The sequence below is a fragment of the Verrucosispora sp. ts21 genome (assembly GCF_002879555.1).
Classification (GTDB): domain Bacteria; phylum Actinomycetota; class Actinomycetes; order Mycobacteriales; family Micromonosporaceae; genus Micromonospora; species Micromonospora gifhornensis.
In genome coordinates, this window is record NZ_PNOZ01000023.1 from 35,241 (window position 1) to 49,701 (window position 14,461).

The window sequence follows — 14,461 nt, forward strand, 5'->3', positions numbered from 1 at the left end:
ACTGGCCGTCGCCTTATTGTGCGGCCAGACCGTTGCGTCGGATCACCTCTGCGTACCACCTGGCGCTGGACTTGGGGATGCGAGTCTGGCTGTCGTAGTCGACGTAGATCATGCCGAACCGCTTGGTGTAGCCCCAGGCCCACTCAAAATTATCCAACAGTGACCATGCGAAGTATCCCTGCAGGGGGACACCGGCGCTGATCGCCTCGTGCGCGGCACGCAGGTGCGCGTCGAAGTACGCCAGTCGATCGACATCGTCGACCTGGCCGTCGATCACCGCGTCGACGAACGCGGAACCGTTCTCCGTCACGTAGAGCGGGAGATCCGTGTACTCCTCGTGCACCCGACGCAGCGTCTCCACCAGCCCGGGAGCATCGATCTCCCAGTCCATGTCGGTGACCGGCACGCCCCGGGTGACGAACCGCACGTCCTCGCTGCCCGGCCAGTTGGTCGGTGCCCGCCAGTACCGCTCGGGCTGCTCACCGGGGACCGGCGCGGCGACCACGTGCCGGCTGTAGTAGTTCACCCCGACCAGGTCCATCGGCGTGGAGATGACGGCCAGGTCCCCGTCGCGGACGTGCCCGAAGTCGGTCACCTTCGCCAGGTCGGCGACCAGGTCGTCGGGGTACTGGCCCCGCAGCATCGGGTCGAGGAAGAACCGGTTGGCCAACCCGTCGATGCGTCGCGCGGCGTCGACGTCGCCGGGCGCGTCGCTGGCCGGGGTGACCGGGTAGAGGTTCACGGTGACACCGAGTTGCGCCTGGGGCAGCGTGGCACGCAGCGCCTGCACGGCGAGCCCGTGCCCGAGCATCAGGTGATGCCCGGCCTGGACCGAAGCCGCCCCGTCGGTACGGCCCGGGGCGTGCACCCCGGAGCCGTAGCCGAGGAAGGCCGAGCACCAGGGCTCGTTGAGCGTGGTCCAGTACTTCACCCGGTCGCCGAGGGCGTTCGCCATCAACTGCGCGTACTCGGCGAAGCGGGCGGCGGTGTCGCGGGCGGGCCAGCCCCCGGCGTCCTCCAACTCCTGGGGTAGGTCCCAGTGGTAGAGGGTGAGCCAGGGCTCGATCCCGTTGGCCAGCAGGTCGTCGACCAGCCGCTTGTAGAAGTCGAGCCCCTCGGGGTTGACGGGACCGGACCCGCCGGGCTGCACCCGGGGCCAGGAGACCGAGAACCGGTACGACTTGAGCCCCAGCTCGGCCATCAGCCGTACGTCGTCGCCGACCCGGTGGTAGTGGTCGCAGGCGACGTCGCCGGTGTGCCCGGCGACCGTGCGTCCCTCGGTGTGGCTGAAGGTGTCCCAGATCGACGGGGTACGCCCACCTTCGGCCGCGGCCCCCTCGATCTGGTAGGCGGCGGTGGCCGCTCCCCAGAGGAAGCCCGGCGGGAAGGTCAGCGGCGCACGCTCGTCGAGGACGCCGACTGCGGGCGGGGTGGCAGGGTTGCTCACGACTTGACTGCACCTTCCATGATGCCGCCGATGATCTGACGGCCGAACACGATGAATACGATCACCAACGGCAGGGTGCCGACCGCGGTGGCGGCGAAGACCTGGGAGTAGTCGGTGTAGTAGGCGTACGAGAGGAAGGAGAGCGAGACCTGGAGGGTCGGGTTCTCCGGGGTGAGGATCGCGTACGGCCAGAGGAAGGAGTTCCACTGCTCCATGAAGGTCAGCAGACCGAGCACGGCGGCGGCGGGACGCAGCGCGGGCAGCACGATGTTCCAGTAGATCCGGAAGGTGCTGGCGCCGTCGACCCGACCGGCCTCGATCAGCTCGTCGGAGATCGCCTGAGTGGCGTATTGCCGCATCATGAACACACCGAAGGCGGTGACCAGGAACGGCACGGTGACCGCGAGCAGGCTGTCGTACCACCCCAGGGTCTGCATCATGCCCCAGAGCGGGATGAGGCCCATCTGGGTCGGGATCATCATGGTGACGATGATCGACAGCAGCAGGATGTTGCGGCCCCGGAAACGCAGCTTGGCGAAGGCGAAGCCGGCCAGCGAGCCGGTGAGCACCACCGCGAGGGTGACCACCGAGGACACGATGATCGAGTTCATCAGACCGGTGAGGAAGTTGGCCGCCTCGTTGTCGAGCACTCGGCCGAAGTTGTCTCCGAAGGCTCCGCCCGGGGTCATCGGCGGCGGCACGTCGTTGATCGAGTCCAACGTGCGGGTGCTGACCACCACCATGTAGTACAAGGGGTAGATGGAGAACAGCGCCGCCATCACGAGCGCGACGTAGGTCAGCGGACTGGTGCGCCACAGGCGCTGGGAAGCCGAGATCATTTTCCGATCTCTCCTCACTTGGCCGAGCGGCGCACGAGTAGGAAGTTGACCAGCGACACCAACACGATGATCATGAAGATCGCCCAGGCCACCGCGGCGCCGTAGCCAGCGGTGCTCAGGTTGTAGATGCCCTTTTCGAACATGTACATCGCCAGCGTCTGGTACTCCCGCTGGTTACCGCCGATGACGCTGCCGTTGGCGAAGAGCAGCGGCTCGGTGAAGAGCTGCATGCCGCCGATCGTGGAGAGGATGACCACGAAGAGGAAGGTGGGCCGGAGCATCGGCAGGGTGATCTGCCAGAACTGCCGCCACTGGCTGGCCCCGTCGATCGCGGCGGCCTCGTACAGGTCCTTCGGAATGGCCTGCATGCCGGCGAGCAGGATCAGCGTGTTGTAACCGGTCCACCGCCAGTTGACCATGGTGGCGATCGCGGTCCAGGAGCTCCACGTCTGGTTGCGCCAGTCGATCGCGTCCACCCCGACGGTGCTGAGCAGCCAGTTGAACAGACCGAAGTCGCGCTGGAACAGCATGCCGAAGACGATCGCGACCGCGGCCACCGAGACCACGTTCGGGACGAAGATCGCCATCCGGAAGAAGGTCTTGGCCCGCAGCATGGAGCGGTTGAGCAGGTTCGCCAGGAAGAGCGCCAGCAGCAACTGCGGGATGGTCGACAGCGCGAAGATGCCGAAGGTGTTGCCCAGCGCGTTCCAGAAGTAGTCGTCGGACAGCAGCGCGGTGTAGTTGTCGAGCCCGATGAACTCCTTCTCGCCGATCATGTCCCAGTCGTGCAGGGACATCCAGGCGGTACGGACCATCGGGTACAGCGAGAAAACGCCGAAGATCACGAAGAACGGCGCGATGTAGAGGTACGGCGAGTACTTCATGTCGAGGCGGTTGAGCAGACTCCCCCGCCGCCGAGGTGGTGTCTCCGAAGGCGGTGGTGCGGGCGACGGCGGCGCCGTCGTGGCCGAGAGGCTCATGGCTTGGTTTCCTTTGCCGGCAAGGCCCGGGTAGCCCACACGCAGGGGGCTACCCGGATGGGGACCGACCGGTGGCGTTCGGGCCCCGTCCCCGAACGCCACCGGTGTCAGGATTCACTCAGAAGGCACCCTGAGTCGCTGCGTCCTTCGTGAACTGCTCCCAGGCCTTGTTCTTGTCGGCCTGACCGTTCTCGAACGCTCGCAGTGCCGGCTCGTACGCGTTCTCCTTGACGGCCTGGTGCTTCGGGCCGAGGTGCACGGGCTCGATCTTGGCGACGCTCTCCCCGAAGATCTTGCCGGTCGGGGCGTTGCTGAAGTACTCGTTGGTGTAGCTGAGGAACTCCTCGTTCTTCAGCGCCTCCAGGTTGGTCGGCAGCGGACCCTTGGCCTTGAAGGCCTCCACCTGGCTGGTGGCGTTGGTCAGGAACTCGGCGAGCTTCGCCGCCTCCTTCTGGTGCTTGCTCTGTTCCGGCACGGCCAGCCAGGAGCCGCCCCAGTTGCCGCCGCCGCCCGGCACGGCCGCCACGTCCCACTTGCCCTTGTTCTCGGCGCCGGAGTTGTCCTGCACGATGCCGAGCATCCAGGACGGGCAGAAGGTGGTCGCGAAGGTGCCCTGCTTGAAGCCGCCGTTCCACTCCGCCGACCAGGTGGACGCCTTGGCGGAGATGTCCACCATCGAGGTGGCGGTCTCCCAGGCGTTCTTCACCGCGGGGCTGCTGTCCGCGATGATGTTGTTCTCCTTGTCGTAGAACAGGTCGCTGCCCTGCTGGAACAGCACGCCGTTCGAGACTGCGGTGATCGAGTCGACGAAGGCCTTGCCGGTGGCCTGCTTGTACTTCTTGCCGGCCTCGTGGTAGCCGTTCCAGTCCGGCCAGAGGGCCGCGACCTGGTCCCGCTCGGTGGGCAGGCCGGCCTGCTCGAAGAGGTCCTTGCGGTAGCAGACGGCGAGGCTGCCGACGTCGGTGGGCAGACCGATGAGTCGCCCGTCCGGCGCCTTGCCCAGCTCCCACTTCCAGGGCAGGTAGTCGTCGGTGATGCCGGAGTCGATCAGCGGGTTCAGGTCGACCCAGTTACGCGGGTTGGCCTTGAACTCGTTGAGGATGCCCTCCTCCAGGGCGGTCACGTCCGCCGCGCCCTTGCCGGTGGCCAGGTAGCGGACCAGCTTGGGCCGGTACTCACCGAGCTGGGCGGTCTTGCGCAGCTCGACCTTGATGCCGGTCTGCTGCTCGTACTGCTTGACGAGCTCGTCGTAGCCCATCTCGCCGAAGGTGTCGACGACCAGCTTGGCGGGCTTGCCGCCGTCAGTCGAGGTGTTGTCGTCGTCGTTACCGCAGGCCGCGAGGCCACCGACGGCGGTGATCGCCGCCACGGTGGCTGCCGCCAGGCGGGCACGCCGCTTGGTGAGGTTCATCCTGACCCCTCTTTCAGTGGTGAGGCTGGTTTATGTGGTGGGGGGGTACCGCAGCGTCTGCCGGCCGCCGGCTGGTCAGCCGGTCGTCGACGCCCCGGGGCGCGCTGAGATGTGATCTACGCCCCTTGGGAACGCTCCCATGAGATTGCCGGGAGGTATCAGGAGTGTCAATAGGCCATTGGGAGCGTTCCCAGATCGTTACCACCGAACCGGTTTGATCCCGCTTCGTGCCAGCCTCGAAGACCGGCCGGCCACGTTGCCGGAACGTCCTTGATCAGCAGAAGCGCCGCAGCAGTGTGGTCACCCGGCCGGCGTCGAATGCCTCCGGGTCGAAACCGTCACCGGCCCACGCGCGCATCGCCGCGTGCTCCGGGTGCCCCGGATCGGCGAGTGCGGCGAGCAGCAGCAGGTGCCCCTGCGCACCGCCGACGCTCTCCGGCGGAGCGGCCCGCTCGCCGTCGACACACCTCGGGTAACGCTCGTCGGCATCGGCGGTGACCACGTCCTCCACCAGCAGGTCGTGCTCCCACCAGTCACCGAAGTCGTACGTGTACTGCAACCGGCTGCCCTTGCCCGCCACCGCGTCCAGCCGCACGTCCAACTCGTCGTGCAGGGTCAACTCGTCGTCCAGCGCCAGATCGCCGTCGGGGTCCGGTTCGCCGTACTGCACGCCGTCGATCTCGAACGAGTGCAGGTGACAGTCGCGCCAACCCATCGCGTGCTGCACCACCCGGTGCAGGCGATCCAACGTGTAGCCACCGGGCACGAGCACCCGCCGCCAGATCGTGGGACGAACCCCGGACAGCGAGATCCTCAGCTGGAAGATCTGACGCGGCATGCGTGTCCCATCCTTCCTCGGCATAGGCTGCGAGCATGATCTGCCGAGCGTGCCGGGCGCGGCGGCACGACGACTGCCCGGGCCGGAACTGGTGCGACTGCCAGCACCGTACCCCTCGACCCACCCCCGTCGTCACCGGTCCGGCCAGCGAATGACCGCCGACGCGCCGATTTCCGCCCTCTGGCCGGATCCGTCACCCGCCCCGCTGGACGACGATGCGCTGACCGCGCTCTATCGCCGGGCCGACACGCCGCAGCTGCGGATGAACTTCGTGACAAGCGTCGACGGCGCGGTGAGCCTCGACGGCTACTCGGCCGGGTTGTCCGGCGAGCCCGACAAGCGGGTCTTCCGGCTACTGCGCATGGTCTGCGACGCGCTGCTGGTGGCCGCCGGCACGCTGCGTCACGAGGGTTACCGGGCGCTGCGGCTCGACGAACAGCGCCGCGCCTGGCGACGCCGGCACGGGCTGGCCGAATATCCGACGCTCGTGGTGGTCTCCAACAGTCTCGACCTCGACCCCGCCCAGGCCGCCTTCGCCGACGCGCCGGTACGCCCGATCGTGCTCACCCGCGACGGCGCGCCCGCGGCACCGGACCTGGCCGCCGTGGCCGACCTGGTGCACTGCGGCGCCGACGAGGTCGACCTCGCCGTCGGCCTGGCCGAACTACGGCGGCGTGGCCTCGACCAGGTGCTCTGCGAAGGCGGCCCGCACCTGTTCGGCGCGCTCACCGCCGCCGACCTGGTCGACGAGGTCTGTCTGTCGGTGGCGCCGCTGCTCGCCGGTGCCGGCGCCGGCCGGATCACCGCCGGTACGCCGAGCGCGGCACGGCACCTGCCGCTGCGCCACGTGCTGCTCGCCGGCGACGGCACCCTGCTGTTGCGCCACGCCCGCCCCTGACCGCCGGCCCCGACAGCCACCAGCACGACAGCCAACAGCACGGCAGCCACCTGCGCGACAGCCGCCTGACCGCTTGCACGAGTGTCGGCGGAAATGGCCGAACCGCCACCGGCGCCCAGGTCAGCTCAATACCGTGAACCGGGATCGGCAGGTGCCGGAGGACGGGACGTTGACGCACGAGGTGGTCGAACTACGGGTGCACGGCGTCTCGGGCACCTCCGCCGAGACGCTGCTGGACCACCCGGTGGTGATCCGGGTCGCCGGTGACGACAACGCCGCCTTCTACCGCCCCCGGCCCGGGTTCGGCATCAGCGACCGGCCCGGCGGACTGAAGATCGAAGCGTACCGCTGGGGGGCGCTCACCGCCGGCGCCACGGTGCGTACCCTCTCCCTGCTGTTCCTGTTGCCGTTCATGCTTGTCAACCTCGCCGTCTGGGCGCGGCCGGCGACCGGCGGGGCCGGCGGGTTGATCGGCCCGCTGTGCCGGCTGCTCGCCGCCACCCTGACCGCGGCGTTCGTGTTGTCCGTCGTGGGGGTGAGCATCGACCTGGTCGGTTGGCAGTGCGTCGGCTACCAGCCCTGCCGGGCGGGTCGCGGCTATCTGGCCTGGCTCGGCAGCATCCCCCTCGGGCCGCGCCTGGCGATCCTCGCGCTGGTGCCCATCGCCGCGCTGCGGCTGCTGTGGTGGCTCGGCGCACGTTCGTCCCGGGTCTTCGAAGCGTTTCCGGCCGTGCCCGGGCAGGCGCGCGACGCCCTCGGCGAGGACCGCATCGACCAACCAGGCTTCTGGAGCGACGCGATCGTGGTGCGTCGGCTGCTGACACTGCACGTCGCGGTCGGGCTCGGCACCCTCGACACGATCCTGCTCGGCGCGCAGATCCATCTCCGTCCCACGCCCGTGGTGTACGTGCTCTTCGGTGCGGCCTGGTGTCTGCTCGCCGTCGCGGCCGTCCTGCTCTGCCGCCCGGCCCGCGCCGTCGACGAGGGGCCGGGCCGGGGACCTGTCGACATGCGGGGTGTGCGGCGGCTGCGTCAGGCGACGACGGTGGTCACCCTGCTGTCGCTCGCCTACACCGTGGTGCCGTTGGAACCGGAGCCGCCGCACGGGCAACTACCCGGATACGAGGGCGCGGTGGCCGCGTTGATCGCGGTCCAGGCCGGCCTGCTGATCGCGCTTACCGTCACCACCTGGCACCAGCGCCGGCGTAGCCGCGCGGGAACCTCGTTGTGGCTGGGTGGTCTGGCCGGCCCGATGCTCGCCACCGCGGCGGTCGCCGCCGCCTACGGATTCGCCGCCGCGCTGGTGTACCGGGTGGCCGACCTTCTGGACCGCGGCGACATCCCGAACCCGGCACGGCCGGTACGACCCGGCGCACCGCCGCTGGAGCCACCGGTCTCCTACCGTTGGGCGGCACTGGCCGGGCTGGCGGCGATCATGGTCGTCGCGATCGCGGCACTCTGGCGGATCGTCGCGACCCGACGGCGGCGACGCCGGTTGGCCGAGCAGATCGTCCGACGAGACTTCCCCGATCCCCCGCCGGAGGCGCTGGCCCAGCGCACCGCCGTCCGGGAGGTCGTCGCCCGGGCGGCGTTCACCGAACAACTCGGGCCGATCTTCGTCGTCTTCCTGGTGCTGTCCCTGCTCGGCGTGGCGATCGTCGCCCTGGACCTGATCGGCATCGGGCCGTCGGAGCTGTCACGGCACCTGGCCGGGACCGACGGTCAGGCGACCACCAACCTGGCGCTCGCGACCGACGCCGGGATCTACGTGATCGGGCTGGTCGCGGTCGGGATCGTCGTGCTCGGGGTGGTCTCCTACCGTTCGGAGGGCACCCGCCGCTCGGTCGCGGTGCTCTGGGACCTGGGCACGTTCTGGCCGCGTACGGTGCATCCGTTCGCGCCGCCCTGCTACGCCGAGCGGGCCGTGCCGGAACTCGCCAAGCGGGTCAGCGCACTGGCCCGCAAAGGAGGGGTGATCCTCTCCGGGCACTCCCACGGCTCGGTGCTCGCCGCCGCCACCCTGCTCCAGTTGCCGCGGGAGGTGCTGCCCCGGGTGGCGTTGCTTACCCACGGCAGCCCGTTGCACCGGCTCTACTCCCGGCTCTGTCCGGCCTTCCTCGGTGACGACGTGCTGCACGAGGTCGGCGACCGGGTCGGCTGGCGATGGATCAACCTGTGGCGCGACACCGACCCGATCGGCGGTCCCGTCTTCTCCGCGCACTGGCCCGGGCAGCCGCCCCGGGTGCCGCCGCCGGCCGGCACCGTCGACCGCCGGTTGCGGGATCCGGTCGAGGTCACCGTGCCGCCGGACGACACCGTGCCGCCCCGCATCGACCAGCATTGGCCCTACCACACCGATCCGCAGTACGAGGCTGCCGTACGGCAGTTGGCCGGGCGACTCGACCCGGACCTGCTCCACCTCGGCCCGGACCGGTAGGAATCCCGCCAACCGGCACGTGCCGTGGGGGCGTCGTCGCGCTGCGCGGTCGGCCCCGGAGTCCCGACGTGGCCTCCGCCGCGTCGCGTGGCGGTGTGTCGTACTCCTCCGGCAGGATGCAGGGCGTGCGTGCCGACCGCGATGACCGCCAAGGACGCCATGACCGCCGAGGAGGAGCCGCCCGATGACTGACCCGGGGTTCGACGTCACGGGCGAGGGTCCGGGCGAAGGTGTCGGCCGGGTGCTCGGCACCGCCGACGCCACTCCCCTGCAGTTCTGGACGGCCGTCGCCCCCGGCAGCTATCTGCAACTCGACGACGTGGTGGTGACCCGCCGGGAGCTGCCCGACCGGGAGCCGGTGACCATCGCCGGGGTGGTCACCCAGGTCCGGGCGCGGCACGAGGGCGCCCAGTTCGACTCCGACGTGTTCGCCATCGCCGACGGCACCCTGCCCGCCCAGGTGCAGGAGGCCGCCGAGATCACCACCACCCGGGTCGACCCGGAGTTCTACGTGCCGCCGCAGCCCGGCGCGGTGGTGCACCGGGCCGAGGGCGACGCCCGGGCGCGGGCGCTGCACTTCGACCGGATGGAGCGCCGCATCCCGATGGGCACCGGCCGCGACGGGGTGCCGGTCTACCTCAACGCCGACTTCCTGGACGGCACCCGGGGCGCCCACGTGTCGATCTCCGGCATCTCCGGGGTGGCCACCAAGACCAGCTTCGCCACATTCCTGCTCTACTCGGTGTTCCGCTCCGGCCAGTTGGGCGGTGACGCGGTCAACGCCAAGGCGCTGATCTTCAACGTGAAGGGCGAGGACCTGCTCTTCCTCGACCACCCGAACACCCGGCTCGACGACGCCACCCGGGCCGCGTACGCCCGCCTCGGCCTGGTCGCCGACGCCTTCGGTGACGTACGGGTGTACGCCCCGCCCCGAGTCGGTGACTCCTCCGGCACCCCCGACGTGAGCAGCCGACTCACCGGGGTCGACAGCTTCTACTGGACGCTGTCGGAGTTCTGCGCCGACCGGCTCCTGCCGTACGTCTTCGCCGACGCCGACGATGAACGCCAGCAGTACACGATGGTGGTCCACTCGGTCGCCGCCCACCTGGCCCGCTACGCCCAACCGGCCGACGGCGGGGTGAGCCTCGACGGGGTGCGCCTGGGCAGCTACGGCGACCTGGTCGACCACATCGTCGAGCAGCTCAGCGACGACGAGACCCGCGGCGAGTGGGCCGGCAGCGCGGTCGGCCTGGGCACGGTCAACGCCTTCGCCCGGCGGTTGATCGGCAGCAAGAAGGACCTGTCCCGGCTGATCCGGGGCGACCTGGCCACCCGCCGCCCGCACTCGATCAACACCGCGGAGAGCGCCCAGGTGACCGTGGTCGACCTGCACAACCTGCCCGACCGCGCGCAGCGGTTCGTGGTGGGTGTGACGCTCAAGAGCGAGTTCGAACGCAAGGAGAAGGCCGGCACCGCCAAGCCACTGCTGTTCGTGGTGCTCGACGAACTGAACAAGTACGCCCCGCGGGAGGGCTCCTCCCCGATCAAGGAGGTGCTGCTCGACATCGCCGAGCGGGGCCGCTCGCTCGGGGTGATCCTCATCGGGGCCCAGCAGACCGCCAGCGAGGTGGAACGCCGCATCGTCACCAACTCGGCGATCCGGGTGGTGGGTCGGCTCGACCCGGCCGAAGCGTCGCGTCCCGAGTACGGCTTCCTCCCGCCGGCCCAGCGGCAACGCGCGTTGCTGGCCAAGCCCGGCACGATGTTCGTCAACCAGCCGGACATCCCGGTCCCGCTCTGCCTGGAGTTCCCCTTCCCGGCCTGGGCGACCCGGGTCTCCGAGGCCGGGGCCGCGCCGTCGCAGACACTGCGCTCGATCACCCAGTCCGCCGACCCGTTCGCCGTGGTCGGCTCCGGTGGCGGCAGCGTCGACGACGACATCCCGTTCTGAGGAGCTTGGTTGTGGTGAGCGCGAGGAGGCCGGCCCGGTGAAGATCCTGCACACCTCCGACTGGCACGTGGGCAAGGTCCTCAAGGGACAGTCGCGGGCCGAGGAGCACAAGAACGTGCTGGCCGGGGTCATCGACATCGCCCGGCAGGAGCGGCCGGACCTGGTCGTCATCGCCGGTGACCTCTACGACACCGCCGCGCCGACGGCGGAGGCGACCCGGCTGGTCACCCGGGCGTTGACCGCGCTGCGGCGTACCGGCGCGGACGTGGTCGCCATCGGCGGCAACCACGACAACGGCCCGGCGCTTGACGCGCTGCGTCCCTGGGCCGAGGCCGCCGGCATCACCCTGCGCGGCGCGGTCCGCGAGGACCCGGCCGAGCACGTCATCGACGGCACCACCGCCGGCGGGGAACGCTGGCAGCTGGCCGCCCTGCCGTTCCTGTCCCAGCGGTACGCCATCCGCGCGGTGGAGATGTACGAGCTGACCGCCGCGGAGACCACCCAGACCTACGCCGACCACCTGGGCCGCATCCTGTCCCGGCTGACCGAGGGCTTCACCGAGCCGGACCGCGTCCACCTGGTCACCGCCCACCTGACCGTGGTCGGGGCGGCCACCGGCGGCGGTGAACGGGACGCGCACACGGTGATGGGGTACGCGGTGCCCGCCACGGTCTTCCCCGGCACCGCGCACTACGTCGCGCTCGGGCATCTGCACCGCGCGCAGCGGGTGCAGGGGCCGTGCCCGATCCGCTACAGCGGGGCACCCCTCGCGGTGGACTTCGGCGAGCAGGAGAACGTCCCGTCGGTGACCCTGGTCGAGGTGAGCGCGACCACCGCGGCGCAGGTGCGGGAGGTGCCGGTGACGGCGGCGACGGCGCTGCACACCGTACGCGGCACGCTGGCGCAGCTCGCCGGGATCACCGCGCCGGAGGGTTGGCTGCGGGTGTACGTGCGCGAGCAGCCTCGCGCCGGGCTGCGCGAGGAGGTGCAGGAGTTGTTCCCCCGGGCGCTGGAGATCCGCATCGACCCGGAGCTGGTGCCGGCGCCGGGCAGCGGCACCCGGGTCGCCCAACGATCCGGGCGTTCCCCCCGGCAGTTGTTCGCCGACTACCTGGACAGTCGGGGGCACGCCGACGACGGTGTCCGGGACCTCTTCGACGAGTTGCTCGAGGAGGTCGAGCACTGATGCGGCCGATGCGACTGGACCTGGCCGGTTTCACCGTGTTCCGCGACGAGACCACCATCGACTTCACCGACGCGGACTTCTTCGCCCTGGTCGGGCCCACCGGTTCCGGCAAGTCGACGGTGCTCGACGCGATCTGCTTCGCCCTCTACGGCACGGTGCCCCGCTGGGGTGGCACGCGCGGGTTGGGTAACGCGCTGGCTCCGTCGGCGACGGAGGCCCGGGTGCGGCTGGTGTTCGAGTCGGCCGGGGCCCGGTACGTCGCGACCCGGGTGGTGCGCCGCGACGGCCGGGGCAATGTGAAGACCGCCAACGCCGGGTTGCAGCTGATGCCGGACGGCTTCGACGTCACCAAGCTGGACACCGGGCTGAGCCCGGAGGATCTCGGCGAGGTGGTCGCCGGCACCCCGGGCGAGATGGACGAGGCGGTGCTGGCGGCGGTCGGCCTGCCGTACGAACAGTTCACCAGTTGCGTGGTGCTGCCGCAGGGGCAGTTCGCCGACTTCCTGCACGCCCGGCCGGCCACCCGGCAGCAGATCCTGGTCAACCTGCTCGGCCTCGGCGTCTACGAGCAGGTGCAGCAGCGGGCCACCGGGCGGGCCGCGCAGGCCGAAGCGAAGCTGGAGACGGTCGACCAGTTGCTCGCCGGGCTCGCCGACACCGACGACGCCACCCTGGAACGGGCCACCGAGCAGGTCGAGCGGATGACCGAGCTGGCCACGGCGGTGACTGCCGCCGTACCGGAGCTGGAGACGGCGCGGGCGACGGCGCGCGAGGTGACGCAGGCGCTGGCCGCCCTCGACGCCGAGTTGGCCGTGCTGGACGCGGTCCGGGCACCGGACGGCACGGCCGAGCTGACGCAGGCGGTGACCGCCGCCCGGGCGGCGGCCGACGCCGCGGTCGACGCGGTGTCGCTGGCCGAGGAGCGCGAGGAGAAGCTGCGCGGCGAACTGACCGCCCTCGGCGACGAGAGCACCCTGCGGTTGCAGCTGCGGTCCTACGCCGAGCGGGAGCAGTTGGCCGGTCAGGCCGACGCGCTGCGCGCAGCGGTGCAGGCCGCCGGCGCCGAACACGACGCGGCCGTGGCGGCGCTGGCGCAGGCGACCGCGGCGGCCGAGCGGGCCGAGGCGGAGCTGGCGGCGGCCTTCCAGGCCCACGAGGAGGCGAAGACCGCCGACCAGGCGGCGGCGCTGCGGGCGCACCTGAACGACGGGGACGCCTGCCCGGTGTGCGAGCAGGTGGTGGCCCGGGTGCCGGCGATGCCGGCCGGGTCGGCGGTGGCCCGCGCGGTGGCCGCCGGCAAGTCGGCGCGGGCGGCCAGCGAGGCCGCGAAACGGCTGGTGGTCGAACGCGACGCGGCGGCACGGGACCTGGACCGGGTGCTGGTGCGCACCCGCGCCGAACACGACGGGATACAGACCCGACTGTCCGCACTGGACGAACGGCTCGCCGACGCGGCGAGCGCGCAGACGCTGCGCGAGCGACTCGACGAACACACCCGGCTGCGGGCGGCGCTGGACGAGGCGGCCACGGCGGTACGGGCCGGTCGGGACGCCGCCCGGCGGGCGCGGGGCACGGTGGATGCCGCGCAGGAGCGGCTGCGTACGGCGTGGCGGCACTTCGACGGCACCCGCGACGGGTTGGCCCGCTTCGGTCCGCCGGCCGCGGACCGGGACGACCTGGCCGCCGCCTGGGCCACCCTGGCGAAGTGGGCGCAGGAGCAGGCGCGACAGCGCCGGTCGCAGCGGGACGGCCTGGCCGCGTCGGTGGCCGACGCGGAGGCGGCGACCCGCGCGGTGGCCGCCCGCATCGACGGCATCTTCGCCGACGCCGGGTTGCCGGCCCCCGACGATCCGGTACGCGCCGCCACGGTCGCGGTGGAGCGGGCCGAGGCCGAGCTGCGTCGGCTGGTCGAGCGCCGTGAGCAGGCCGCCGAGCTGCGTGAGCAGCGCGCCGAGCACGAGCGGCAGGCCCAGGTCGCCCGGGCGTTGGCCGGGCACCTGCGGGCCAACAACTTCGAGCGGTGGCTGCTGGCCGAAGCCCTGGACCTGCTTGTCGACGGGGCGTCGGGGATCCTGCGGGAGCTGTCCGGCGGCCAGTACGACCTGATCCACGACAAGGGCGAGTTCTTCGTCGTCGACCACCACGACGCCGGTCTGCGGCGCGGCGTGCGGACGTTGTCGGGCGGTGAGACGTTCCAGGCGTCGCTGGCGTTGGCGTTGGCGTTGTCCGAGCAGTTGGCCGGGCTCTCCACCACGGCGGCCAGCCTGGAGTCGATCGTGCTCGACGAGGGCTTCGGCACTCTCGACGCGGCCACCCTCGACACCGTCGCGGCCACCCTGGAGAACCTGGCCGCCCGGGGCGACCGGATGGTCGGTGTGGTCACCCACGTGCCGGCGCTGGCCGAACGGATCCCGGTCCGCTTCGAGGTACGCAAGGACGCCCGCTCGGCCCGCGTCGAACGCACCGGCCGGTGA

Annotated in this window: 10 protein-coding genes; 5 read left to right on the top strand and 5 right to left on the bottom strand. The window is 71.1% G+C overall.

Features of this window, described 5'->3' with window-relative positions; translation table 11 throughout:
• Nucleotides 1-13 precede the first annotated feature (13 nt).
• The 5 genes from C1A38_RS12535 to C1A38_RS12555 form a co-directional block, all read right to left on the bottom strand.
• Nucleotides 14-1,447: a GH1 family beta-glucosidase gene (locus C1A38_RS12535; RefSeq protein WP_102657998.1), complete on the bottom strand. Its 1,434-nt coding sequence runs from the start codon at nt 1,445-1,447 to the stop codon at nt 14-16.
• Nucleotides 1,444-2,286 (bottom strand): carbohydrate ABC transporter permease, encoded by an 843-nt coding sequence (locus C1A38_RS12540; protein WP_102657999.1) that lies wholly within the window; start codon nt 2,284-2,286, stop codon nt 1,444-1,446. Before C1A38_RS12540 ends, C1A38_RS12535 begins: the two co-directional genes overlap by 4 nt.
• Nucleotides 2,287-2,300: 14 nt before the next feature.
• The gene (locus C1A38_RS12545; RefSeq protein ID WP_102658000.1) at nt 2,301-3,266 is read right to left on the bottom strand and encodes a carbohydrate ABC transporter permease; all 966 of its coding nucleotides are present in this window, start codon (nt 3,264-3,266) and stop codon (nt 2,301-2,303) included.
• Between the two features lie 118 nt (nt 3,267-3,384).
• Nucleotides 3,385-4,677 (bottom strand): ABC transporter substrate-binding protein, encoded by a 1,293-nt coding sequence (locus C1A38_RS12550; RefSeq protein WP_102658001.1) that lies wholly within the window; start codon nt 4,675-4,677, stop codon nt 3,385-3,387.
• A gap of 274 nt (nt 4,678-4,951) precedes the next feature.
• Entirely contained in the window at nt 4,952-5,515 is a 564-nt protein-coding gene (locus C1A38_RS12555) for a plasmid pRiA4b ORF-3 family protein (protein ID WP_102658002.1), read from the bottom strand.
• Between the two features lie 151 nt (nt 5,516-5,666).
• On the opposite strand from C1A38_RS12555, the gene C1A38_RS12560 reads away from it, so the two are divergent.
• The 5 genes from C1A38_RS12560 to C1A38_RS12580 all read left to right on the top strand — a co-directional run bounded on the left by C1A38_RS12560 (nt 5,667) and on the right by C1A38_RS12580 (nt 14,461).
• Nucleotides 5,667-6,413, top strand: coding sequence for a pyrimidine reductase family protein (locus C1A38_RS12560; protein WP_102658003.1), 747 nt, complete (start codon nt 5,667-5,669; stop codon nt 6,411-6,413).
• Nucleotides 6,414-6,546: 133 nt separating this feature from the next.
• Nucleotides 6,547-8,850 (top strand): hypothetical protein, encoded by a 2,304-nt coding sequence (locus C1A38_RS12565; RefSeq protein ID WP_102658004.1) that lies wholly within the window; start codon nt 6,547-6,549, stop codon nt 8,848-8,850.
• A gap of 184 nt (nt 8,851-9,034) precedes the next feature.
• The gene (locus C1A38_RS12570; protein ID WP_102658005.1) at nt 9,035-10,801 is read left to right on the top strand and encodes an ATP-binding protein; all 1,767 of its coding nucleotides are present in this window, start codon (nt 9,035-9,037) and stop codon (nt 10,799-10,801) included.
• Between the two features lie 37 nt (nt 10,802-10,838).
• The gene (locus C1A38_RS12575; RefSeq protein WP_102658006.1) at nt 10,839-11,987 is read left to right on the top strand and encodes an exonuclease SbcCD subunit D; all 1,149 of its coding nucleotides are present in this window, start codon (nt 10,839-10,841) and stop codon (nt 11,985-11,987) included.
• Nucleotides 11,987-14,461: an AAA family ATPase gene (locus C1A38_RS12580; protein WP_102658007.1), complete on the top strand. Its 2,475-nt coding sequence runs from the start codon at nt 11,987-11,989 to the stop codon at nt 14,459-14,461. The genes C1A38_RS12575 and C1A38_RS12580 overlap by 1 nt, the downstream gene beginning before the upstream one ends.

Excerpts from the sequence above, each read along its gene's own strand:
- C1A38_RS12540 (WP_102657999.1), bottom strand. The coding sequence starts at position 2,286 with ATGATCTCGGCTTCCCAGCGCCTGTGGCGCACCAGTCCGCTGACCTAC.
- C1A38_RS12545 (WP_102658000.1), bottom strand. The coding sequence starts at position 3,266 with ATGAGCCTCTCGGCCACGACGGCGCCGCCGTCGCCCGCACCACCGCCT.
- C1A38_RS12550 (WP_102658001.1), bottom strand. The coding sequence starts at position 4,677 with ATGAACCTCACCAAGCGGCGTGCCCGCCTGGCGGCAGCCACCGTGGCG.
- C1A38_RS12555 (WP_102658002.1), bottom strand. The coding sequence starts at position 5,515 with ATGCCGCGTCAGATCTTCCAGCTGAGGATCTCGCTGTCCGGGGTTCGT.
- C1A38_RS12560 (WP_102658003.1), top strand. The coding sequence starts at position 5,667 with ATGACCGCCGACGCGCCGATTTCCGCCCTCTGGCCGGATCCGTCACCC.
- C1A38_RS12570 (WP_102658005.1), top strand. The coding sequence starts at position 9,035 with ATGACTGACCCGGGGTTCGACGTCACGGGCGAGGGTCCGGGCGAAGGT.
- C1A38_RS12580 (WP_102658007.1), top strand. The coding sequence starts at position 11,987 with ATGCGGCCGATGCGACTGGACCTGGCCGGTTTCACCGTGTTCCGCGAC.